The 22,499-nt window shown below is 42.0% G+C and carries 23 protein-coding genes, 1 other RNA gene and 1 other annotated feature; of the genes, 15 read left to right on the plus strand and 9 right to left on the minus strand.

Features of this window, described 5'->3' with window-relative positions; genetic code table 11:
* Window positions 1–9 precede the first annotated feature (9 nt).
* The 7 genes from ACH0QE_RS22850 (at window position 10) to ACH0QE_RS22880 (ending at window position 5,446) form a co-directional block, all read left to right on the plus strand.
* On the plus strand, window positions 10–1,287 hold the full coding sequence (locus tag ACH0QE_RS22850) for a ribonuclease H-like domain-containing protein (RefSeq protein WP_415802726.1): 1,278 nt from the start codon (window positions 10–12) through the stop codon (window positions 1,285–1,287).
* Between the two features lie 408 nt (window positions 1,288–1,695).
* Window positions 1,696–2,073, plus strand: coding sequence for a CotD family spore coat protein (locus tag ACH0QE_RS22855; RefSeq protein ID WP_415802727.1), 378 nt, complete (start codon window positions 1,696–1,698; stop codon window positions 2,071–2,073).
* A 126-nt stretch (window positions 2,074–2,199) separates the two neighbouring features.
* The gene (locus ACH0QE_RS22860; RefSeq protein ID WP_415802728.1) at window positions 2,200–2,760 is read left to right on the plus strand and encodes a DUF1273 domain-containing protein; all 561 of its coding nucleotides are present in this window, start codon (window positions 2,200–2,202) and stop codon (window positions 2,758–2,760) included.
* Between the two features lie 321 nt (window positions 2,761–3,081).
* Complete coding sequence (gene gpsB, locus ACH0QE_RS22865; protein WP_415802729.1) at window positions 3,082–3,381, plus strand: cell division regulator GpsB; 300 nt, start codon at window positions 3,082–3,084, stop codon at window positions 3,379–3,381.
* A gap of 83 nt (window positions 3,382–3,464) precedes the next feature.
* Window positions 3,465–3,853: RNase P RNA component class B (gene rnpB / locus ACH0QE_RS22870), an RNA gene on the plus strand.
* A 133-nt stretch (window positions 3,854–3,986) separates the two neighbouring features.
* Window positions 3,987–5,129, plus strand: a complete 1,143-nt coding sequence (locus ACH0QE_RS22875; protein WP_415802730.1) for a THUMP domain-containing class I SAM-dependent RNA methyltransferase — start codon at window positions 3,987–3,989, stop codon at window positions 5,127–5,129.
* A 149-nt stretch (window positions 5,130–5,278) separates the two neighbouring features.
* Window positions 5,279–5,446: a hypothetical protein gene (locus tag ACH0QE_RS22880; protein WP_415802731.1), complete on the plus strand. Its 168-nt coding sequence runs from the start codon at window positions 5,279–5,281 to the stop codon at window positions 5,444–5,446.
* Window positions 5,447–5,577: 131 nt separating this feature from the next.
* Here the strand turns inward: ACH0QE_RS22880 and ACH0QE_RS22885 are convergent, their stop codons facing one another.
* The 5 genes from ACH0QE_RS22885 to ACH0QE_RS22905 form a co-directional block, all read right to left on the minus strand.
* Complete coding sequence (locus ACH0QE_RS22885; protein ID WP_415802732.1) at window positions 5,578–5,883, minus strand: metal-sulfur cluster assembly factor; 306 nt, start codon at window positions 5,881–5,883, stop codon at window positions 5,578–5,580.
* Between the two features lie 13 nt (window positions 5,884–5,896).
* Window positions 5,897–7,141 carry a hypothetical protein gene (locus tag ACH0QE_RS22890; RefSeq protein ID WP_415802733.1) on the minus strand — a complete coding sequence of 415 codons (1,245 nt, stop codon included), beginning with the start codon at window positions 7,139–7,141 and terminating at the stop codon, window positions 5,897–5,899.
* 5 nt (window positions 7,142–7,146) lie between these two features.
* On the minus strand, window positions 7,147–7,362 hold the full coding sequence (locus ACH0QE_RS22895) for a DUF2249 domain-containing protein (protein ID WP_415802734.1): 216 nt from the start codon (window positions 7,360–7,362) through the stop codon (window positions 7,147–7,149).
* Between the two features lies 1 nt (window position 7,363).
* On the minus strand, window positions 7,364–7,603 hold the full coding sequence (locus ACH0QE_RS22900; protein ID WP_415802735.1) for a DUF2249 domain-containing protein: 240 nt from the start codon (window positions 7,601–7,603) through the stop codon (window positions 7,364–7,366).
* A gap of 122 nt (window positions 7,604–7,725) precedes the next feature.
* Window positions 7,726–8,415 (minus strand): Crp/Fnr family transcriptional regulator, encoded by a 690-nt coding sequence (locus tag ACH0QE_RS22905; RefSeq protein WP_415802736.1) that lies wholly within the window; start codon window positions 8,413–8,415, stop codon window positions 7,726–7,728.
* Window positions 8,416–8,637: 222 nt separating this feature from the next.
* Here ACH0QE_RS22905 and ACH0QE_RS22910 point away from each other — a divergent pair, with 222 nt between their 5' ends.
* A complete protein-coding gene (locus tag ACH0QE_RS22910) occupies window positions 8,638–11,001 on the plus strand; it encodes a nitric-oxide reductase large subunit (RefSeq protein WP_415802737.1) in 2,364 nt (787 codons plus the stop codon).
* Window positions 11,002–11,036: 35 nt separating this feature from the next.
* Here the strand turns inward: ACH0QE_RS22910 and ACH0QE_RS22915 are convergent, their stop codons facing one another.
* Window positions 11,037–11,171 carry a hypothetical protein gene (locus tag ACH0QE_RS22915; protein WP_415802738.1) on the minus strand — a complete coding sequence of 45 codons (135 nt, stop codon included), beginning with the start codon at window positions 11,169–11,171 and terminating at the stop codon, window positions 11,037–11,039.
* Window positions 11,172–11,366: 195 nt separating this feature from the next.
* Here ACH0QE_RS22915 and ACH0QE_RS22920 point away from each other — a divergent pair, with 195 nt between their 5' ends.
* The 4 genes from ACH0QE_RS22920 to asnS all read left to right on the plus strand — a co-directional run bounded on the left by ACH0QE_RS22920 (window position 11,367) and on the right by asnS (window position 16,292).
* A complete protein-coding gene (locus tag ACH0QE_RS22920; protein WP_415802739.1) occupies window positions 11,367–11,600 on the plus strand; it encodes a DUF2249 domain-containing protein in 234 nt (77 codons plus the stop codon).
* Between the two features lie 124 nt (window positions 11,601–11,724).
* On the plus strand, window positions 11,725–13,233 hold the full coding sequence (locus ACH0QE_RS22925) for a carboxypeptidase M32 (protein WP_415802740.1): 1,509 nt from the start codon (window positions 11,725–11,727) through the stop codon (window positions 13,231–13,233).
* Window positions 13,234–13,314: 81 nt separating this feature from the next.
* Window positions 13,315–14,220 (plus strand): EamA family transporter, encoded by a 906-nt coding sequence (locus ACH0QE_RS22930; protein WP_415802741.1) that lies wholly within the window; start codon window positions 13,315–13,317, stop codon window positions 14,218–14,220.
* 391 nt (window positions 14,221–14,611) lie between these two features.
* Window positions 14,612–14,845: a binding site (T-box leader), on the plus strand.
* Between the two features lie 55 nt (window positions 14,846–14,900).
* On the plus strand, window positions 14,901–16,292 hold the full coding sequence (gene asnS / locus ACH0QE_RS22935) for an asparagine--tRNA ligase (RefSeq protein WP_415802742.1): 1,392 nt from the start codon (window positions 14,901–14,903) through the stop codon (window positions 16,290–16,292).
* 153 nt (window positions 16,293–16,445) lie between these two features.
* Here asnS and ACH0QE_RS22940 read toward each other — a convergent pair whose 3' ends face one another.
* From ACH0QE_RS22940 to ACH0QE_RS22950, 3 genes are read right to left on the minus strand one after another with little or no spacing between them, the layout of a single operon-like run.
* The gene (locus ACH0QE_RS22940) at window positions 16,446–18,101 is read right to left on the minus strand and encodes a b(o/a)3-type cytochrome-c oxidase subunit 1 (RefSeq protein WP_415802744.1); all 1,656 of its coding nucleotides are present in this window, start codon (window positions 18,099–18,101) and stop codon (window positions 16,446–16,448) included.
* Window positions 18,101–18,577 carry a cytochrome c oxidase subunit II gene (locus ACH0QE_RS22945; protein WP_415802745.1) on the minus strand — a complete coding sequence of 159 codons (477 nt, stop codon included), beginning with the start codon at window positions 18,575–18,577 and terminating at the stop codon, window positions 18,101–18,103. Before ACH0QE_RS22945 ends, ACH0QE_RS22940 begins: the two co-directional genes overlap by 1 nt.
* Window positions 18,578–18,604: 27 nt before the next feature.
* Window positions 18,605–18,754 (minus strand): cytochrome c oxidase subunit 2A, encoded by a 150-nt coding sequence (locus ACH0QE_RS22950; protein ID WP_415802746.1) that lies wholly within the window; start codon window positions 18,752–18,754, stop codon window positions 18,605–18,607.
* Between the two features lie 591 nt (window positions 18,755–19,345).
* Between ACH0QE_RS22950 and ACH0QE_RS22955 the strand changes: the two genes are divergently transcribed.
* From ACH0QE_RS22955 to ACH0QE_RS22965, 3 genes are all read left to right on the plus strand, one after another.
* Window positions 19,346–20,119 (plus strand): SDR family NAD(P)-dependent oxidoreductase, encoded by a 774-nt coding sequence (locus ACH0QE_RS22955; RefSeq protein ID WP_415802747.1) that lies wholly within the window; start codon window positions 19,346–19,348, stop codon window positions 20,117–20,119.
* Between the two features lie 311 nt (window positions 20,120–20,430).
* Window positions 20,431–21,516 (plus strand): type III polyketide synthase, encoded by a 1,086-nt coding sequence (locus ACH0QE_RS22960; RefSeq protein WP_415802749.1) that lies wholly within the window; start codon window positions 20,431–20,433, stop codon window positions 21,514–21,516.
* 1 nt (window position 21,517) lies between these two features.
* Entirely contained in the window at window positions 21,518–22,087 is a 570-nt protein-coding gene (locus ACH0QE_RS22965) for an isoprenylcysteine carboxyl methyltransferase family protein (protein ID WP_415802751.1), read from the plus strand.
* Window positions 22,088–22,499 lie beyond the last annotated feature (412 nt).

A 22,499-nucleotide genomic window follows, 5' to 3' on the forward strand; every position in this document is an offset into this window, starting at 1 on the left:
AGGGGGAATATGAGTCTCAAGAATAAACTGAACAGGCTGAAACCCCATATAAAAAACGGGATTGATAAGCCGAAGGCTGAACCGGTAATAGCTGATCAAGCACCAGAAATCCCGTTTCTTGACGTCTGGAAGCAGGAACAGGTTTCCCCCTTCTATTTTGATGGACAATATTGTCTAGTCAGGGAAGTGAGTTATCCGCTTGATCAACAGCATGGGCATTACCGATTCGGCGATTTGCTTGAGGCTGTTTCGCTCTGGAACAAGGAGGAAACGAAGCATCCTCTTTCTGCAGTAGGCCACAGTCCTGCCGACCTGGTGTTTTTTGATACCGAAACAACCGGACTTGGGGGAGGGGCAGGGAACACCATCTTCTTGCTTGGCCATGCTTCCATTTCAGGGGATACCGTGACGTTGAAACAGCATATCCTGCCGAATCCTGGAGCAGAAGTTGCTCTTTACCAGAGCTTTTTGATGAATGCCGATTACACGACATTGGTTACATACAATGGCAAGGCTTTCGATTGGCCTCAAGTCAAAACGCGACACACCCTTGTCCGAGACCATGTGCCCAAGCTGCCTTCCTTTGGCCATTTTGACTTGTACCATGCAGCAAGAAGGTTATGGAAGCATAAGATTGAGCGGATGAAATTGAGCATAGTGGAACAGGAGATATTGGGTCTGGAAAGGAAGGATGACATTCCTGGCTTTTTGGCCCCAATGATTTATTTTGACTTCTTAGAGAGGAAAAACCCAGAAGGATTGCTGGGTGTCATTAAGCATAATGAAACGGATATCCTGTCATTATTGACTCTCTATACACATTTAACCTTCCAGATTCTCGGAAGGGACCAGACGCAAACACCACGGGAGACTTACGAGGTGGGACGCTGGTTTTCCTATCTTGGTGAGTCAGATAAAGCAAAGCAAACATTTACTGGGCTGCTGGATGGCGGAAATGAAGAAGAAGTTTCAGCAAAGCATGCACTGGCTTTTGAGTATAAAAAGAATAAAGATTGGCATAATGCAGTTGCTCTATGGGAAGAAAGTGCGGCCAAAGGAACAAAAATGCAGCGTAAAGAAGCATGTATTGAACTGGCCAAACATTTCGAACATCGTGAAAAAAAGCATGAATTGGCTCTGAAGTATTGCCGCCTTGCTCAGGAAATTCATCAGGAAGAAAAGGGTGCAACAAAAAAAGACATGATTTTTAATCAGGAGCTCGCAAAAAGGATTCAAAGGATTTCCAAAAAAGAATTTCCCGGGCAAGCGCAAAATTCACCAAAATAAACTGGTTTTATGCTAGATTTCGTCAAGAAATCTTGAATTGTAACAAAATTTTAACATTTATCCTTTCAAAACCTGTAATATCCTGTTGTATGTATGGTTTCGACGTTGTAAAATGTAAAATTGTATGAGGTTTTAAAACAATATAATTTTACGGGGCTGGTTTGATGTATAAAGCGGTATTAGTTCTATATTTTGTGGTGATTACTCTCATCGCTGTTATTTTCAGTGGTTTGAAGGACAACTTTTACACATTCCTCTAAGAATTTCACTAGGTGATTTTTTAAAATCGCTAGGTGTCTGCACTGCAATTTCTCTTGAAAAATAGGTGTTTTCATTAGTACAAGACGCATCACTTCTTCATAGGCTGATAATGTAAACAATAAGTCTAAATGAAAGGAGTTATGCACTATGCACTGCAAGCCGACACATGTATTGCCAACAGTAGTTCATCCTACTAAGTGCTGTACGAACCATAACTTTACAAACAATGTGGTTCCGCATGTTCATCCAACACACACTACTAACGTAAACCACATCAATTACGATCATGTCCATTATTTCCCGCAGACACAGTCCACGGTTAATCAGGTGACACACCAGAATCATTATGGCGGACCTGGTCCGGTACCAGGCGGAGTGGCTCCAGTTGGCCCGAGACCGCGCCCAGGATTTGGCGGTCCAGGATTTGGTGGACCAGGATTTGGCGGTCCAGGAATTGGCGGTCCAGGATTTGGCGGTCCAGGAATTGGTGGACCAGGATTTGGCGGTCCAGGATTTGGTCGATAAAATGACTTTAAACAAGGGCTCCTGCAGCCCTTGTTTTTTTAAGACTCTTAGGTGTAATAATTCCTGTATTTAGGGAATACCTTCAATATGGAGTTCTGATTAAATAAAAGTTTCAAAGGAGATTATATGGTAAAAGTAGCTGCGATATCTGGTTATAAACCTTTTGAACTTGGCGTATTCCAGCATAATCATCCGTCAGCAGAATACATAAAAAATGCTATAAAAAAAAGCTTGATTCCTTTAATTGAGGAAGGCCTGGAATGGGTAATGATAAGCGGGCAGCTAGGTGTCGAATTATGGGCTGGTGAGGCAGTTTTCGAGCTCCAGGAAGAATATCCCGAACTGAAACTTTCTGTATTCACTCCTTTCCTGAATCAGGAGGAAACTTGGAAAGAAGCAAATAAGGAATGGTATGAATCAGTGTTGGCTGGAGCTGACCATGTTGATTCCATCACTAAAAAGCCTTACGAAAAACCCTGGCAGTTCAGGTTGAAGAATCAATTTTTTATAGACAAAAGCGACTTGTTGGTCCTGCTTTATGATCCTGAAAAAGAAGGCAGTCCAAAATTTATATATGAAACAGCAAAAAAATACCAAGAAGCAAACGATTATGATATAAGATTAATTACATTGTACGATTTACAAATGGCGGTTGAAGAGGAACAATTGAAACAGCAGGGTTTTTAACTAAATCTGACTCTGTTATAAGTAAATAATGATTTTATATCCTGTTGATTGTAGTGGAAGGCGCGTAGACTCCTGCGGGATCAGCTGGCCTGGTGAGACCCCGCAGGAGCTTGCGACGAGGAGGCTCAGCGTCAGCCCGCGGAAGACGAAGCGCCTGGAACGAAAATCAACACACTTTTAAAAGTACCAAACTAACAAAGTTTTATTCGTAAATTTCATATTTCTACAAACATGTAATAAGCCTTATAAAAGAAAAATTGACAAATCGCCTTGTTTTTGAAAAAATAAATGTGACGATTGGGGTATATTGAGGTGAATGGAATGCTATCCGATAAAATACAGTTAACTGCAAAAGATATTTTGGAAAAAGAATTTAAAACAGCGATGCGTGGTTACAAACCAGAAGATGTTGATAAATTCCTTGATATGATCATTAAGGATTATGAAGTGATGCAGCAGGAGATTGAAGAGCTTCAACAGGACAATCTTCGTCTTAAGAAGCAGGTTGATGAAGCTTCACGCCGGCCAAGCACACAGGCTGCTGGTACAACGAATTTCGACATCCTTAAGAGGCTTTCGAATCTAGAAAAGCATGTTTTCGGGGATAAACTTTACGATTAATCCAGCATTTGCAAGTTTTTGAAATGTATTACCATTGCTTTTCAAATCTATATTTCATATAATGTTTCTTGTAGCTGTTAATAACGTTCGGGTAATCGCTGCAGTTCTGCTGCAGAGGAAAGTCCATGCTCGCACAGGCTGAGATGCCTGTAGTGTTCGTGCCTGGCCAATTCATAAGCCAGGGCAGTCGGGCTAACGCTCGGCTGACGGCAGGGAAAATGCCTAAGTCGGCAACGATATGGCATGAATACCTATAAAAGTGCCACAGTGACGGAGCCTTCCGAGAAATCGGAAGGGTGGAACGAGGTAAACCCCACGAGCGAGAAACCCAAACGATGGTAGGGGCACCTTCCTGGAGGAACTGAACAAAGGGAAGGACAGATGAGTTCTCATCTGTAGATAGATGATTACCACCGGAGTACGAGACTTTTGGTCGTTTGCAGTACAAAGGTACAAAACATGGCTTACAGAACGTTATTAATGGATTTGTATGAGTGTTTACTAAAGCTCTCCTTTTGCCAGGAGAGCTTTTTTTATGTATATTAAGTGTTATTGGGCAACTTAATAATGAAATACATAAGATATTGGATATAAAGGGTGAAACGATGAAGAATTTTGATATAATCGCGACTTCAGCGATGGGTCTTGAAGCAATCGTCGCAAAGGAAGTCCGTGACCTTGGGTACGAATGCCAAGTAGAGAATGGGAAGATCACTTATAAAGGCGATGTCAGGGCAATAGCCAGAAGCAATATGTGGCTCCGTACAGCAGACAGAATCAAGATTAAGATTGGCGAATTCAAAGCCTATACGTTCGATGAATTATTTGAAAAAACAAAAGCACTACCATGGGAAGAATTTTTACCTGAAAATGCTGAATTTCCTGTTTCGGGTAAATCAGTAAAATCCAAGCTTTTCAGTGTATCCGACTGCCAGGCGATCGTCAAGAAAGCGATTGTTGAAAGAATGAGAAAGTCTTATAAAAAGACTACATGGTTTGAAGAGAACGGACCATTGTTTAAAATAGAGGTTGCCCTTCTAAAGGATGTCGTGACTCTGACGATCGACACCAGCGGAAGCGGGCTGCATAAGCGCGGGTACAGATCTGGCCAGGGGGAGGCTCCATTGAAGGAGACACTTGCGGCTGCCCTGATCAAGCTGACGAATTGGCATCCGGACAAGCCCTTCGTTGATCCGTTCTGCGGGTCTGGAACAATTCCAATCGAAGCTGCGTTAATCGGTCAAAATATCGCACCAGGGTTTAACAGAGAATTTGTTTCAGAAGCCTGGCCAATTTTCCCTGATTCAGTTTGGGACGAGGTAAGAATGGAAGCAGAAGACCTTGCAAATTATGACCAGCCGTTAGATATCAGCGGGATGGATATCGACCACCGGATGGTGAAAATCGCAGAAGAGAATGCATTTGAAGCAGGGCTTGGCGATTTGATTTCCTTCAAGCAAATGCGTGTCCAGGACTTTACGACCAAAAAAGAGTATGGCGTCATTGTTGGCAACCCCCCGTACGGTGAGCGATTGGGTGAAAAGAAAGCTGTTGAAGAAATGTACAGCCAGATGGGCAAAGCCTTTGCTCCGCTTGACACATGGTCCATCTATATCCTGACATCCAATGAGGACTTTGAACAAGTATATGGAAAACCGGCAACAAAGAAACGGAAGCTGTTCAATGGGTTTATCCGAACAGACTACTACCAATATTGGGGCAAACGACCTCCAAGAGTTGATAAATAAGACGTAGCCTCCTGCTGAGCAGGAGGCTTTTGTTTGTATTTATGCACATGTTCGAACAACAACGGCCAATTATTTTGCTGGAATAAATAAGGATTCAGTGGAATAAAATACATTTATACTTGAATTTTGTATGGAATGGAGGGATGGCAATGAATTATTCTTTTATCGACTTCCAACGTATCTCAAAAGCTCTTTCAACTAGTACCGAGGCTTTACGTAATGAATTCCAGGCTGATGAACTCCAGCTGGCAGAATTGCAGGAAGCAGAAAACAACTTTCGTCAGGCATTGTCATTTGGCCTTTCAACCCCTAAATAACCAAATGCAAAGAAACGCTTGGGGTCCAAGCGTTTCTTTTTAACTTCCTGTTTGGATGTGAATTCATCATATATTTTTTGCAAAAGCAGCCGAACTTGGAGCAACATTTATTTGTGGGCGTATCCCCTCCATTAAAACCCTTGAAGCAATCTTTTTCCATCCTCTGTCATCCGGTCTGGTGTCCAGGCTGGCTCCCACGTCAATTGCACGTCTGCATGGTCAATTTCTTCCATGCTTTGTACGCAATATTTAATGCCGCTGGCAATGCTGTCATGAAGAGGGCAGCCTGGAGTCGTAAGTGTCATTAAAATTCTTGCTGTTCGAGGTTCTGGGACGTCTACTTCATATATCAAACCTAGGTCTACAACATTGATATTCAATTCCGGATCGATTACAGTTTTTAAATTTTCCCTGATTTTTTCCTTTAATTCAGTCATTTCTAACTCCTCCTTATATAGTTACCACTTTGGCGATAATATAGCTGAACAGGACAGCCCCGAAAACAATCAATCCCTGGCCGATGTAAAAGACAGGCATCAGCTTGACAATGAATGAAAGTAATAGAAGGATCGTACCGGAAGTGAACATGAAGAAAAGCGGCAGTGCCAGCTTCTCATCCATCATGTCTTTTAACGCAGGTACCTTCTTTTTGCCGATTTCCTTGCTGTATTTATGAGTCCACCACAGGAATGGAACGATCTTATATAGATAACCAATGATACTGAATGCAATCCAGGCGACTAGATATAATAAAATGATAGGCCCTGCCATTTTTGAAAGTAGATTTGCGGCACTTCCAGCAAAAGCGGCAAAGTGGATTAAAGCCCCGCAGCCAATCGCGAATAAGGCGAACATGAAGGGGCGGTCAAGCTTCTTCTTCACACGCTTTTCAATGATCATTTTGACATGCCAGGTGAAAAGCATGAACCCGGCAAATAGCATAAGAGTTCCCAACACTTCAAACAGATGGCTGCCCGTTATGAACGAAGAGATCAAAATGATCATTCCAACAACATAAACACCGAATACATATGGTGCAGGTTTCATGGAATAACCATGTGAAAGTGAGAACATCGGCACCATCTTATAAGAAAAGCCAAAGATCAAGAATGAGAACCAGCCAACTGTACCCAGCAGGATATGGGTTTTAAAAATAGCTTGATAATATTCCGAAGCAAATCCTGTCTTCATACTCAGGACCAGTGTGATACCAAGAGAAATTGTAGCCAGGAGAGAAAAAAGTGCAGTGCCGACGAACAAAGTTAAGATATTTGGTTTTGCCTGGCTTTTAAGCGTCATGAACATCTGGAAAATGAACATCAAAATTCCGAACAATGTCAGGATTCCTGGAACTAGGGCATCCTGTGGGCTAAGGTACAGTGCTGCTGCGAAAGATATGATGCCTGCAGTCGTTACCGCCAATTGCCAGAAGCCGAACTTCTCATTCCAAATCGGTGTCAGAAAGGCGACAGGTACCAGCTGGTACATAGCGCCCATAGCGACCATCAGGGCCCAGCCAAGTACGAACAGATGTGCAGCAGACCAGATTGCCGGCAATCGGAACACGCCGGAAACAAGAAGGTCTCCGTTCAGCAGGATCAATAGCTGTGAAAGGATTAACGCCAGCATGCTGAAGCCGATGAATGAAAAAGGAAGCTTGATATTTGTTTCGTTACCACTGCTTTGCTGAAACATTTGAATCACCCCGCTTTTCGGGAAATAGTCACTCGATAGCTGCCATCTTCTTGCTGTTCAGTCAAATAAAGATAACCTAGCTCATCCAGCTGCTCGAACAGAAACATCGGTCTGCGGTCATTGATGATGATAAGCGTTTGTCCTTCCTCAAGCTCTTCCAGCTTTGACAGCGTCCTCATCATCGGCTGTGGCGGTTCTAGGCCTCTGTTGTCCAGTATCATCTTATTTCCCTCCCTTTTTGGTAAAAGTGATTTTATAATGTTTTGCTTCGATTTTTTCGACTTCGTGTTCAAAACCCTTTGCTTTTAACACACCATATAACGGGACAGGCTTGAACGGAGCATGGAGGACCAGGCTGTCATTCATTTGCAGTTCGCCAATAGCCTCCATGATTTTTTGGAAGGGCTCCAGCTTGTTATTGATATCCTCACGCACATCCAATTCAATCGTTCTGTGTTCCATATCATTCAGCTCCTCGATACTATAGTTGGTATGATTAAATGATAATCATTTTCATTCATTTCTTCCGTGATACGCGTCACTTAACAGCAAAAAAATTTCCTTCAAGCTCCTATGGTTTCCGGCTAAAACAATTCCTGATGCAATTTTTCATGGTCAATCAAATAGTAGCCTTCAGGATCCGTGCTTAGGTAATCTTTCTTTTTTAAATGGTTGATGGTTCTGCTGACGGTTTCTCTAGAAGTACCGATCATGTTGGCGAACTCTTTATTGGTAAAATGGGTCGTTAATTTAAATCCATGTTCCTTCTTTTCTCCATTTGTCTTGCAAAGGCGGAGCAGCAGCATGATGATCTGTTCATACGTATTATGAAGAATCTGCTCCTCGAGTCTGGCCTGCAGGTCGACGATTTTCTCGCCAAGTACTCGGAATAACTTAATAGAAAGTTCGGGGTAGGCAACCAGGATTTCCTCGAATTTTGAGATCGGCACGATGATCATCTGTGTGTCTTCCATTATTTCCGCGTGTGCAGGGTATTGCCCTTTCCTGAAGAAACCAGCGTGAGGAAACATTTCACCGGATTCAAGGACTGAAACGATTTGTTCTCTTCCTGAGGAGTCGGTTTTATAAATTTTCACCTTCCCTGAATAGATGAAGAAAACCCGGTCAAGCGGATCTCCCTGCATGAATGCATACATTTTATTTTTAAAGAATCTTGGCTGGGCGATTTCAATAATCGGATCCAGCTCCTCTGGTGATAATTCTTTGAAAATAGGAACTTCTTGCAATTGCTGTCTGATTTGGGATATATGCATTCAATCTGCTCCTCTATATTTTGGATTTACTATCTACATGAATTTTACCAAGCTATCCAGGAAGGCTAAGTGACCTGAATCATATTTTGACGTTTTTATGAAAAAAATTATCATTCCTGTGGGAAAAATCACACCTGACAAATGAGGAACTTCACAAACTCAACATCTGTTTCTCTTTATGCTTAAGTTGTAAATTAAACAGGGAAAGGGGATGTATGGTAGATGGAAATCCAGCATGGAACATCCACGAAGGCAGTGGTCAAAAGAAATAGAAACTCACTGTTGAAATCCGTACTTATCATTACATTATTACTTAGCTTTACAGTCCTCCTGACAGGAGGATACTGGATCTTTAAAGATATGGCTCCGCGGCCGCTTGAAGTCACAAGCGAAAAAGGAGAGGTCATTTTAACAAAAGAGAGTATCATGGGAGGGCAGGCTGTCTTCCAGAAATATGGTTTGATGGATTATGGAACTGTATTAGGGCAGGGATCCTATATGGGGCCTGATTATACGGCAGAGGCCCTGAAGATTTATACTGATGGTATGCATGACTTCAGGTCACAAGAAAAATACAGTAAAAAGTATAAAGATTTGACTAAGGATGAACAAACGATCATCCGAGACAATGTCATGAAGGAAATGCGTGAAAACCGTTATATGCCGGATACTGATAAGCTGGTGCTGACAGATGCGCAAATATATGGACATGAAAAGGTAAGGGAATTCTATCATACTATTTTTACTGAAGGTGACCAGTGGGGTCTGAAACCAGGGTTAATCCAGGAAAAGCATATGCCGGACGGTGAGCGCGCCTGGGTTTCGAAGGGAGACCAGATTGAACAAATCGCTGATTTCTTTTTCTGGACAGCTTGGCTTTCAAGTACAGAAAGACCCAATGATGAAATCACTTATACAAATAACTGGCCATATTATGAAGACGCAGGAAACACAATGTCATTCTCCGCAATCTGGTGGAGCGGTGCGAGCGTAACCATATTGATTCTGTTCGTAGGCTTAATCCTGTTTGTCTTCTATCGCTATCACCTGGGGATGCAAGAAGCTTATACAGCTGGGAACTTCCCTAAAATAGACTTGAGGAAGCTACCGCTTACTTCTTCACAATTGAAGACAGGTAAGTATTTCGCAGTTGTATCTGTGCTGTTCTTTGTTCAGGCAATGTTTGGAGCGCTGCTGGCGCACTATTATATCGAGCCTGATAGCTTCTTTGGAATGAAATGGGTCCATGATATCCTGCCATTCAACATTACAAAAGGCTTCCATCTGCAGCTCGCTATTTTCTGGATTGCGACAGCATGGCTCGGAATGGGAATTTTCATTGCTCCGCTCGTGGGCGGTCATGAACCAAAGCGCCAGGGATTACTTGTTGACATCCTTTTCTGGGCATTGGTTGTTCTTGTAGCAGGCAGTATGATTGGCCAGTGGCTCGGTGCTAACGGTTACTTGGGAAACAATTGGTTCCTGCTGGGCCACCAGGGCTGGGAATACCTTGAGCTAGGACGCATATGGCAGTTCATTCTTGCGACCGGAATGCTGATCTGGTTATTCATAGTTTTCCGTGGCATCAAGAGTGGTTTGAAGAGGGAATCCGACAAAGGCGGCTTGATTCACCTGTTGTTCTACTCAGCGATTGCCGTACCAGCATTTTATTTCTTTGCTTTCATGATCAATCCAGGTACTCACTATACCTTTGCTGACTATTGGCGCTGGTGGATCATTCATCTCTGGGTAGAAGGTATTTTCGAAGTTTTTGCAGTAGTCGTCATTGGTTTCTTGATGGTCCAAATGAAGCTTGTCACGAAAAAATCAACAATAAAAGCATTATACTTCCAGTTGATCCTGCTGATGGGAGCAGGTGTCATCGGTATCGGTCACCACTATTATTACAATGGTTCTTCAGAGGCTTGGATCGCACTGGGTTCTGTATTTTCAGCCCTTGAAGTCATTCCGTTGACATTGCTCATTCTGGAAGCATATGAACAGTACAAAATGATGAGGGATGGGGGAGTGGATTTCCCTTACAAAGGTACATTCTGGTTCTTGATTTCAGTAGCAATCTGGAATCTGGTTGGTGCAGGGGTACTGGGCTTCCTGATCAACCTGCCTGCAGTCAGCTTCCTTGAGCACGGACAATTCCTGACACCTGCCCACGGCCACGCGGCAATGATGGGTGTGTATGGTATGTTCGCAGGCGCAGTATTGATTTACTCATTGCGCAATATCGTTAAGCCTGAAAAGTGGAGTGACAGGTGGGTTAAATTCATCGTTATCATGCTGAACGCAGGCTTGGCTGGCATGGTATTCCTGTCCTTGCTGCCAGTGGGATACCTACAGTTAAAAGAGGCATACTTCAACGGTTATGCAGCTTCACGTTCATCTCAGTTCTTGCAGCAGGAAACGGTTGAAATGCTTCTGACGCTGAGAGCAATCCCAGATACAATCTTCTTGATTGGTGTTGCTGCACTAGCAATATTCAGCGTAAAAGCACTCTTCAACCTCCGTAAAGTGACACATAAAGAAGGAGAACAGCTGCCAGTAAAAGATTTGGCTGTTGATGAAGAATAATAGGAAAACCGCAAAGCATCGCTTTGCGGTTTTTATTATGATTTTTGTTCCTCTTCTTTTTCACATTCAAAACAAAGCACTTTTCCATCTATATGTACCCCATTCAAAAAACCATCCATGCAAAAAATCTCTTTTCCACAACGATCGCACCTGCCTACTAACTCTTTCACAAAAATCCCCTCCTCATTTTAGAGTTCTCTCTTGAAGGAGAAGTTCCTCTTTTTTTGGGGCAAGATCTCTGTAGGACGCTTATTTCTTGAATGAAAGAAGTCATAGTTAAACAGTGACCACGCTCACTACAAGGGGAATATAGGAGATTTATAATGTGAATGTAAAGAAAATCAGAACTTAAAGGAGAGAGGGAAATGACTTTCAACGTTATTATCAATGTACCTGATTATGCACCACGGGAAAAACACCCTACAATATTCCAAAACTTTGATTCTCTGGAAAAGGGAGAATTCATGCAGATCGTCAATGATCATGACCCTAGACCGCTGCAATACCAATTCATGATGGAGCGTCCGGAAGCATTTTCATGGGAGTATCTTGAAGAAGGCCCAGAAACATGGCGAGTGGCAATCGGTAAAACGAAGTAACAAATAAAAAAACATCTTCTGATTCTGAAACAACAGGTTCGCCTGTTGTTTTTGTTTTTCGTAAAACTAAATTTCAGAAAAGTATGATAAGATAAACAGGAAAGAGAAAAATGGGGTGAATTTGATGAGTGAAGTAAAGCAGACAGAAAAGAAATTTTTGGATTATGTCAAAAAAATGGTTGCCTATGGTGAGGCACTTTCATTGATTTATTGGGATTTAAGGACAGGAGCTCCGAAAAAAGGAGCAGAGCAGCGTTCTGAAGTGATCGGGGTACTTTCTTCCGAACTGTTTAACATGTCAACTTCAGAAGAAATGGCATCATACATAGCAAGGTTATCAAATGAACAAAGTCTATCTGAAATTACCCGTAAAACACTGGATGAGTGCAGGAAGGATTATGACCGTAATAAAAAAATTCCTGCAGATGAATATCGTGATTTTGTGATTCTTCAATCAAAGGCAGAATCAGTTTGGGAAGAAGCGAAGGCTGAGTCCGATTTTGAAATGTTCAGACCCTATCTTGAAAAACTAGTAGAGACTACTAAGAGATTCATTGGTTACTGGGGATATGAGGGCAATAAATATAATACTCTGCTAGATATGTATGAGCCTGGTGTCACTGCCGAGGTCCTGGATCAGGTATTTGGAGATCTCCGTGAAAAAATTGTCCCACTCGTACAGCAAATTTCCAGTTCGACAGCTAAACCTGAAACAGAGTTCCTGTTCAAGCACTTTCCTAAAGACAAGCAGCGTGGATTTAGCCTCGAAATCCTGAAACAAATGGGCTATGATTTTGATGCTGGACGTCTTGATGAAACGGTCCATCCGTTTGCGATGGGGCTTAACCCTGGAGATGTGAGGGTTACGACGAAATATGATGAATCAGATTTCAGGACTGCTGTTTTCGGTACAATTCATGAAGGCGGCCACGCTCTTTATGAACAAAATATTTCTGAAGAGCTAGTCGGTACTCCTTTGAGTTCAGGTACATCGATGGGAATCCATGAATCACAGTCGCTCTTCTATGAGAACTTTGTTGGGCGCAATTACTCCTTCTGGAAGCACAACTACAGCTTGCTGCAGGAGTATTCAGATGGTCAGTTTTCCGGAGTGGAAGTAGAGGATTTCTACCGTGCAGTCAATGAGTCCAAGCCAAGCTTGATCCGGATAGAGGCCGATGAGTTAACATATCCTTTGCATGTAATGGTACGATATGAGATTGAAAAAGGCTTGTTCAACGATGAAATTGAAGTTAAGGATCTCCCACGGATCTGGAATGATAAATATGAGCAGTATCTCGGAATCAGGCCTGAAAATGATGCCGAGGGAGTCCTCCAGGATGTCCACTGGGCAGGAGGCAGCTTTGGATATTTCCCTTCTTATGCATTAGGCTACATGTATGCCGCTCAGTTCAAGAATGCAATGCTGAAAGATTTACCGAATTATGAGGAATTGCTAGAACAAGGAAATCTTCAGCCGGTTAAAGAATGGATGACGGAGAACGTCCATAAACATGGAAAAATGAAAAAGCCTCTTGAGATTTTGACAGATGTAACAGGTGAGGGACTCAACGCCCAATACCTGGTAGATTACCTTTACGATAAATACAATAAGGTATATCAATTAGTCTAATATAAAGCTTTTTAACTATTAAGAGCCTTAGTAAAATAAGATGGCAGTATTTCTGCCATCTTTTCTGTGTGGTGAAACTTATTGACCAGGAAATTACCTTATATAATGATTGCATTTGCGGCAGCGATGTGGGGGCTGATTGGTTTTTTTGTTAAAGGCCTGAATAATGCCGGGTTCGGTGCCATGGAGATTGTGGCCATACGTGTGTCGACCGCGGCCATTATTTTGATTTTGGTGGGAATTGCTTTTTACCGAAGTCATTTAAAAATCAGGGTGAAAGACTTGTATCTTTTTGTGGGTACAGGGATTTTAAGTATTGTGTTTTTTAATTGGTCTTATTTTACGGCAATCAACCTGATGAACATCCCGATTGCTGTAGCTTTACTGTATACTTCTCCTGCTTTTGTTGCGGTTTTATCATTTCTTTTCCTGAAAGAAAGCATTAACAGGAAGAAGCTGTTGGCGATTATCATGACAGTCATTGGCTGTACGCTTGCCGCAGGAATCACCGGGCAGGGAGGAACGTCTTTTTCTGTCTCCAGTATACTGATAGGTCTTGGGGCAGGGTTCGGTTATGCTCTTTACAGTATTTTTGGAAAGGTGGCATTAAGGAGGTACCATCCTTTTACGGTCACATTGTATACATTCCTTGTAGCTTCGGCTGCCCTGGTTCCGACAACTGGTATAGCCAGCAAGGCGATTGTCCTTTTCGCTGGCGATGCGTGGCTGTATGCGATAGGATTAGGGATTTTCCCGACTGTGCTCGCCTACTTTGCATACTCCTGGGGCCTTGAAAGGACGGAAAGCAGTACTGCTGCAGTAGTTGCTACACTGGAACCTGTCGTTGCCACCATGCTGGGAATCCTGGTATATGGTGACAGGCTGGGCGGTCTTCAGATGCTCGGGTCCGCGTTAATTATCATATCAGTAATATCTATCAATATCTCAATCCCCATCAGAAAGCAAAAAAAGCACTTCACTGTGTGATTCAATCTCTTTTGAAGTGGAGAACGAAAAAGGATAGCAAATAAGAAAAGCGCATGCGCCTCGAGCTGCTCAAAGATACCGCTTCGCGCAAGATACACCATGAAGTTTTCTCAGGGATGAAAACTGGCTAGGCGCTGGAGCTAGGCACTAATCTTAATACAAAAGTTTATACTTTCTAATAAAACATAAACGTACCAAATTAACAGAAAAAGGAGCCTGGTTCAAACCCAAGCTCCTGTCTCTGTTCAAACTTAGTTTAAGTAAATTGATTCACTATCATGTTCAAAAATGATTTTTAGGGAAAAATGCAGATAAATCAGGGGGCAACTAGACAAAGGATTATCTTTTATGATAAATTATTACAGTAAAAATCCTTTTGAAAACTACATATTTTAAATCGATGAAAAGGAAAGTAGTTTTTGCTATATTCGATAGAGAGCCGGGGACGGTGGAAGCCTGGTGATGAAGCATAAATGAAGAACACCTTTGAGTTCTAACCGAAAGGGGTAACTTAAGTAGGCTTAGACGTTTCCAGCACGTTATATACTGGGTTATGCAATAGTAAAGTTGGTCATTTTATGACAATTTGGGTGGTACCGCGGAAGTTCAGCCTTTCGTCCCTTTTTTTAGGGATAGAAGGCTTTTTTTTATTGCAAAAAATTACTATAAGGAGGCTAATTATGATCAAGACCGTAGTAAAAGACTTATACAGAAAACAAGAAAATTTTAAAGACAAAACTGTTCAAATTACAGGATGGATCCGTACTCTTCGTGATTCCAAAACCATTGGCTTTATGGAGTTGAACGATGGAACATTCTTTAAGAGTGTACAGATTGTTTTTGAGGATACCCTTGATAACTTTAAAGAAATTACGAAGTTGCCTATCAGTTCTTCTGTTTTAGTTGAAGGTGAATTTGTTCCAACTCCTGAAATGAAGCAGCCATTTGAAATTAAAGCGACAAAAATTCTCGTCGAGGGATTATCGGATACAGATTATCCTATACAAAAAAAGAGACATACCCTTGAATATTTGAGAACAATCGCTCATTTACGTCCGAGAGCCAACGCTTTCTCAGCCGTTTTCAGAGTAAGGTCTCTTGCATCCTATGCCCTCCACAAATTCTTTCAAGACAAAGGGTTTGTCTATGTACATACACCAATTATTACCGGAAGCGATACTGAAGGAGCCGGGGAAATGTTCCGTGTGACATCAATGGACTTAAACAAGCTTCCAAAAACAGAAGGTGGAAAAGTGGATGACAGTGCAGATTTCTTCGGCAAAGAAACCAACTTAACAGTGAGCGGTCAACTAAATGTCGAAAGCTTTGCTCTTGCTTTCCGTAATGTATATACCTTTGGTCCGACATTCAGAGCAGAAAATTCCAATACGGCACGACATGCCTCAGAATTCTGGATGATCGAGCCGGAAGTGGCCTTTGCAGAATTACCGGATATCATGGATCTTGGAGAAGAAATGGTCAAGTATGTCATTGATTACGTTTTTGAGCATGCACCAGAAGAAATGGCTTTCTTTAACAGCTTTATTGATAAAACGCTTATTGAAAGATTGCAGAATGCATTAGAGTTCGATTTTGGAAGGGTTACTTATACTGAAGCTGTTGAATTATTAAAGAACTCAGGTAAGGAATTTGAATACCCTGTTGAATGGGGTACAGATTTGCAAACGGAACATGAACGTTACCTTAGCGAGGAAATTTACAAGCGTCCTGTCTTTGTAACCGACTATCCGAAAGACATCAAGGCATTTTATATGCGAGCGAATGAGGATGGCAAGACAGTTGCCGCGACTGACCTACTGGTTCCCGGTATTGGCGAGTTAATCGGCGGAAGCCAGCGTGAGGAAAGAGAAGAAGTCCTTGCAGAACGTATTAAAGAACTTGGTATGTCGGAAGAAGATTACTGGTGGTATCTTGAGCTTAGAAAATACGGCAGCACCAAGCATTCTGGCTACGGAATTGGATTCGAACGACTTGTCATGTATCTAACCGGAATGAAGAACATCCGCGATGTCATCCCATTCCCTCGTACACCAGGAAACGCAGATTTTTAATTAAATATGTAAAAAATAAAAATAGGATGCTGAGGCATTCTATTTTTTTGTGGTAAATACTGTTAAAAATAAAAAACAGGGTCTGAAATCTTTTGCAGTTTCAGACCCTGTTTGGTTAATTTATTTCTAAAACTAATTCAGGCAAGAGATTTTTTAGAAGAACTTATATCCTTTCGACCCGATCGGTGCATTTTCAATCATATCGATGAATGGTATCGTGTAAGCGAAAAGAATCAAAAGAACAGTGATGCCAAGCCATAGCTTCCAGTTTTCGAATACCATCGGAGTTTTTTCTGCTTGGTCAGCAACTTCTCCGACAGGGAATTCTTCTTCCCCCTTAGGTGCGAAGAAAGCAAGGTTGATGAAAATGTAAAGTATCAGGATGATTCCAAGGAACAGGATGGATCCGCCAACTGCCTGTGCCACCTGGTAAGGAATCCATTCAGCTGCTTGCTCTGAACCGCCGTATGTTGAGAATGAAGAACGGCGTGGAGCTCCAAGCAGGCCGGCTGCGTGCATCGCGCCGGACATGAATGTCATACCGATTGCCCAAACAATCCCCTGGATAATGGCTAGTTTATTCATAGCCTTTGTCAAGACCCTGCCAGTCAGGTGAGGGACCAGCCAATAAGAAATTCCAAAGAAAGTAAGGACAACTGAAGTTGCAAGTGTTAAATGGAAGTGTCCTGTAACCCAGATTGTGTTGTGTACTACCTGGTTCAACTGGTTGGAAGCATTGATAAGTCCGCCGGCACCAGCAGGGATGAATGCAAGCATACCTATGAAAGGTACTGCGAATCGGGCATCTCCCCAAGGAAGCTTTTTCACCCAGCCGAATAGGCCGGTAGATCCTTTAGAACGGCCAAACATCTCAAATGTCGCAAACAATGAGAATGCGGTCATCAATGATGGAATAACAACAAGGAATGTCAAAATAACCTGAAGGAATTTCCAAGCCGGGTCAATACCTGGTTCTGTCAACTGGTGGTGAAAACCAACCGGAATTGAGAACAACAGGAACAGGATGAATGACATCCTAGCTAATGAATCAGAGAAAATCTTTCCGCCAATGATCTTTGGCACGATTGCGTACCAGGCCATATATGCAGGCAGCAGCCAGAAGTAAACTAGCGGGTGGCCGAAGTACCAGAACAATGTACGGCTAACCAACACATCTACCCGCTCTACCAGGCCCAGTGACCAAGGAAGCAATTGGAATAGTACTGTTGCAGCGACACCAATCGTAGCTACGATCCACATAAGCGTGTTGACGAGTGACATGAAAGTCAGAAGCGGGCTAGGCTTTCCAGGATTAGCTTTTCTCCAAGAAGTATAAGCCATGATGATTGCAGCGCCGTCAATCCAGCTTCCGACAATTACAAGTGTAAGTCCTAAGTAAAAAAGTGCGTGTGCTTGTAATGGTGCATAGAATGTATATAGAACAGATGCCTGGTTCGTAAGGATCATAATAGCAGCCATTACAGTTCCGATTGTCATCGTCCAGAAGCCAATCCAGCCAGTCTTTCGCTGTTTATCAGTTAATGTTCCGGATGTTTTGCTCACTAGAGAGAGCTGGAACCCCATAATGAAAAATGTTGTTAAAACAAGTCCAAGAACAACCCCATGGATGGTCAGGATTTGGTAGTATCCAGTCCAAGAAGGCAATTCGAATTTTCCTGAACGGACAAGTGTCTGCAGCAAGCCTGCAAGTCCGCCGATGGCAAGGGCGATGAAAGCGACATAGAAGTGGGCCATTGCCAGTTTGCCGTCGCGGCGGTCAACTTTTGGATTGATTGATGTTGTATTCATTATTTCACCACCTTGATTTTAGACGACATCATGTGGTGTCCGACACCACAATATTCATTACAAACAATCAGATATTCGCCGGCTTTGTCAAAAGTTGTGACGAACTCACTGATATAGCCAGGTTCAAGCATCATGTTGATATTTGTGCCCGCTACCTCAAAGCCGTGGATTACATCCTTCGTAGTCGCAATCACTTTCACCTTAGCTCCTAATGGAACTTCTACCTGTCCAGGGTTGAAAGAAAAAGCAGACGCCACGTAAACAAGCTCGTAATCCCATTCTTTTCCTTCAACCTTTTTCAAACCAGGCTCATTGAAAGGCGCTGTAGTATCTACCTTTTCAGGATTGATTGTTGCCAGGCAGCTTGGGGGCTGGTTGCCTAAATAGAAAGCGCTGACCCCAATTACAGATAGAAATACAATCAATGTCGTAATTCCAAAAATCAGCCAGATTTTTTCAAATTTATGAATGTGCATATCTTCTTTCTCCCCTTTTGGTCTCTCTTAAAAACGATCAACAAATAAGAAATAAACGCCTACCCATGTAGCGATTAAAAAGAATCCTAACAAGAAAACGGATGCAAGTGTTCCTTTCAAGGAAGATTGGTCTTCCACCTTTGTATGTGTTTTCTTCCCAATTCCAGGCTGAGCCATCCCGGTCCACTCCCTTCGTATAAAATGTTCGTTAATAAATGATGAGTACACTCTCATAATACAAAACAATTTGGAAACGTAAATATGGTTTCAGACAGTTCACAAATTGTTCATACCTGATATATTTACTATGTTAATGGTGAAAACACGTCAATACAGTGATTTAAGTCACATGGAACGAGGGGGAATTGTGAAAAATCTGTGAATACATTTATGTGAAAACATGAGCAAATCAGCAAATGAACAAATCAGGATGTGATAGAACGACTTGACATTTTTAAAAAAGCAATTTAAAAAAACAGGAATCACCATTCCACGTTAAGCTAATAAACTAATAGAAAATGGATTTATCAGGAAGTGGTTTTCATGCAGAAGTACTATTGTGAACATTGCCGCCTCATATATGATGAAATGCGATTATGTAAAAAATGTGGGGGAGCAGCTGAAAAACAAATCTGGATTGAAGTACAAAAGCAGTCCAACGAAAAATAGCACCTAGTTTGGTGCTTTTTCTTTTCCCAGGCGAGATACCCTATTTTTCATGAACAATATGTTAAAATTAAGTCAATTTAGAGCAGGAGGATGATATTTGTGTTTTTGCCATCTTTTGATTTGAAAGGAAAAACTGCGGTAGTGTCTGGTGCTGGCAGAGGAATTGGCCGTGCGATTGCAATCGGTCTGGCTGAAGCTGGAGCAGATGTGGCCTTACTTGCACGAACGGAGGAAGATCTCAAAGAAACTTCTTCGATAATAGAAAAGTTAGGAAATAAAACCATGGTGCTCCCGACTGATGTGACAAAAAGGGATGAAGTACATAATTCGATTTCTACAGTTTTCTCTGAATGGGGAAAGATTGATATCCTTGTCAACAATGCGGGCATGAACATCCGTTCAAAGGCATTAGAGGCAACGGATGAAGAATGGCAAACAATCATGGATACCAATTTAAAATCTGCCTTCATGATGTCTCAGGAAGCCGGGAAAGTCATGAAGGGACAACAATCAGGAGGCAAAATCATTAATATCGCGTCTGTGGCGGGGCAAGTAGCCCTCAGGACCGGTGTCGTCTATGCGGCAACTAAGGCAGCCCTGATGCAGATGACAAAGGTGCTCGCGATGGAATGGGGCCAATACGGAATCAATGTGAACTCAATCGGACCGTGGTACTTCAAAACGCCGCTGACTGAAAAGCTATTGGCAGACGAAGAATATGTTAAAGACATCCTTGCCGTTACCCCACTGAAAAGGATCGGTGAGCTTTCAGAGCTTGTGGGTCCGGTGGTATTTCTAAGCTCGGAAGCCGGGAATTATGTAACTGGACAAACCCTGTTTGTCGATGGTGGAATGACGATTCATGGATTTTGATTGTATGATATAAAACAAGTACTGTAAGCAGAAGTATGTTTACTGCATTGCCCAAAAGATGCCATTGAGTTGAAAAACCGTAAAAGCTGGGAGTCTGCATTGATATAAAACGTCAACTGGAAAAGATTTTATAATGTATAAGGCTAAAGATGCATTGTATAATGAACTTGCACAGCAACTCCTTCAAAACGTTAGGCTTTCCCCGATTGTGGGGGAAAGCCTTTTTTTCGTTTTAGTCTAAGTTAGTTTGACTGTATACTCTCTGGGTAAATGGAAAAAGTAACCGTACATAGATGTGAGGAGAGTATAACATGCCAAGAGTCATATCCATCGCAGAAGAATTGCCGCCATTTTCTATAGAACAAGATAAGGTAATGGAGTTCGCAGAAAAGCTATTCAAGGAATCCTTTAAGGATATAAATAGGCTGCTCACCGTTTTCCAGAATGGCCAAATCGAGAAACGCCATTTTGCCAAAGATCTTGATTGGTTTGAAAATGATCATACCTTTGAAGAGAAGAATAATGCCTATATTGATGCAGCTGTGGAACTTGGGGCAAAAGCGATCTCGAATTGCCTAAAGAGTGATGTATTTTTAAAAGACGAAGTCCATCTTGAAGAGATCGATGCTATTTTTACCATCAGCAGCACAGGTGTGTCAACTCCCAGCATTGATGCGAGAATAATGAATATATTGCCATCATCACAATACATGAAAAGGATTCCGATTTGGGGCCTCGGTTGTGCAGGTGGAGCAAGCGGGCTTTCGCGAGCATATGAGTACTGCCTGGCCTACCCGAAGGCCAAGGTACTTGTGCTATCCGTTGAATTATGCAGTTTAACCTTCCAGCGGAACGATCGGTCAAAAAGCAATCTGATCGGAACCTCATTGTTTGCAGACGGGGTTGCATGTGCCCTGGTCTGTGGTGATGATTCTGGCTATGAAAATATAATGAAAAAAGAATCTGCACCTAATATTATCGGTACACAGTCCACAACGATGCCTGATTCTGAAGATGTTATGGGATGGGAAGTGAAGAATGAGGGACTGTATGTCGTGTTTTCGAAGGATATACCGACGATAATCGAAAACTGGCTACAGCCAAATGTCTTAAGATTTTTAAATTCCAATGGTCTTGACGTTCCAGATCTTGATCATTTTATTGCGCACCCAGGAGGAAAGAAAGTCCTTGATGCCTATGTTTCTGCCCTGAAGTTCCCTGGAAAAATGACCGAGACTTCCCTGAACGTCTTAAAAGAATATGGGAATATGTCTTCAGCGACCATACTATATGTATTAAGAAGGTTCATGGAGACAGCGGAGGAAGGCGATCTTGGACTTGGTGCTGCACTTGGCCCAGGTTTTAGCTCGGAATTGCTATTAATGAGGTGGGAATAACATGGTATTCCTCATTTTTGTAGGTTTAATAATCTTTCAGCGGATAACAGAACTAGTCATCGCGAGAAAAAATGAGGCCTGGATGAAAGATCAAGGAGCAATAGAATTCGGCCAGGGCCATTATCCCGCGATGGTGTCGATCCATACAGCTTTTTTCATATCTTTTATATTGGAAGTGAACCTGTTGGATAAAAACCTTTCAGATTATTGGCCGGTATTGCTTAGTCTGTTTATTTTTACACAAGCAATGAGAATTTGGGCACTAGCTTCATTGGGAAGGTTCTGGAATACAAAGATTATTATTCTTCCCGGGGCTAATGTAGTAAAGAGAGGTCCCTATAAAATCATCAAGCATCCAAACTATTTAATTGTTGCGATAGAGTTGATTGTGATTCCATTGATGTTCAATGCCTATATCACAATGGTGGTCTTTACTTTGTTGAATATCCTCATTTTATCAATCAGGATTCCTGCAGAGGAGAAGGCATTGAGAGAGTTAACAAAGTATGAATCAGAATTCTCCAAACAGGGTCGCTTCGTCCCGAATTTGTTAAATAAGTGTGACAATTAATCTCCTTCCATTGAAAATGATAATCAATAGTGCTACACTTTTCTTAAGATGAAAATTATTCTCAGTTAAAAAAGACCCTTAAGGATGGTGTCGTACCAATGGTTTCCATGTTAGTTGTTTCGACCATAGCTGCTTATTCCTTACTTATGAAATATGTATTAAGCAATGTACTAAAACCTCATTAATAAACAATATTCTCATTTAGAAGGAAAGTCCGGACTTAGGTTCGGGCTTTTTCTTTTGTCCCTGGTTGTGTCTTTTCTGGTGCGATTAAGGTGCTTTTAATTTACTTTTTCTAAGGGACGAAAATGAAATTATAGGAAAAGACCGAAAAATCATATAAAATAAAGTTATTCACAATTTTGTCACAAGGGGTTAGAGGAATGGGCCAGACTATTGCACAGCAAGATAA

Origin of the sequence: Mesobacillus sp. (genome assembly GCF_047739415.1) — a bacterium.
GTDB lineage: Bacteria > Bacillota > Bacilli > Bacillales > Cytobacillaceae > Mesobacillus.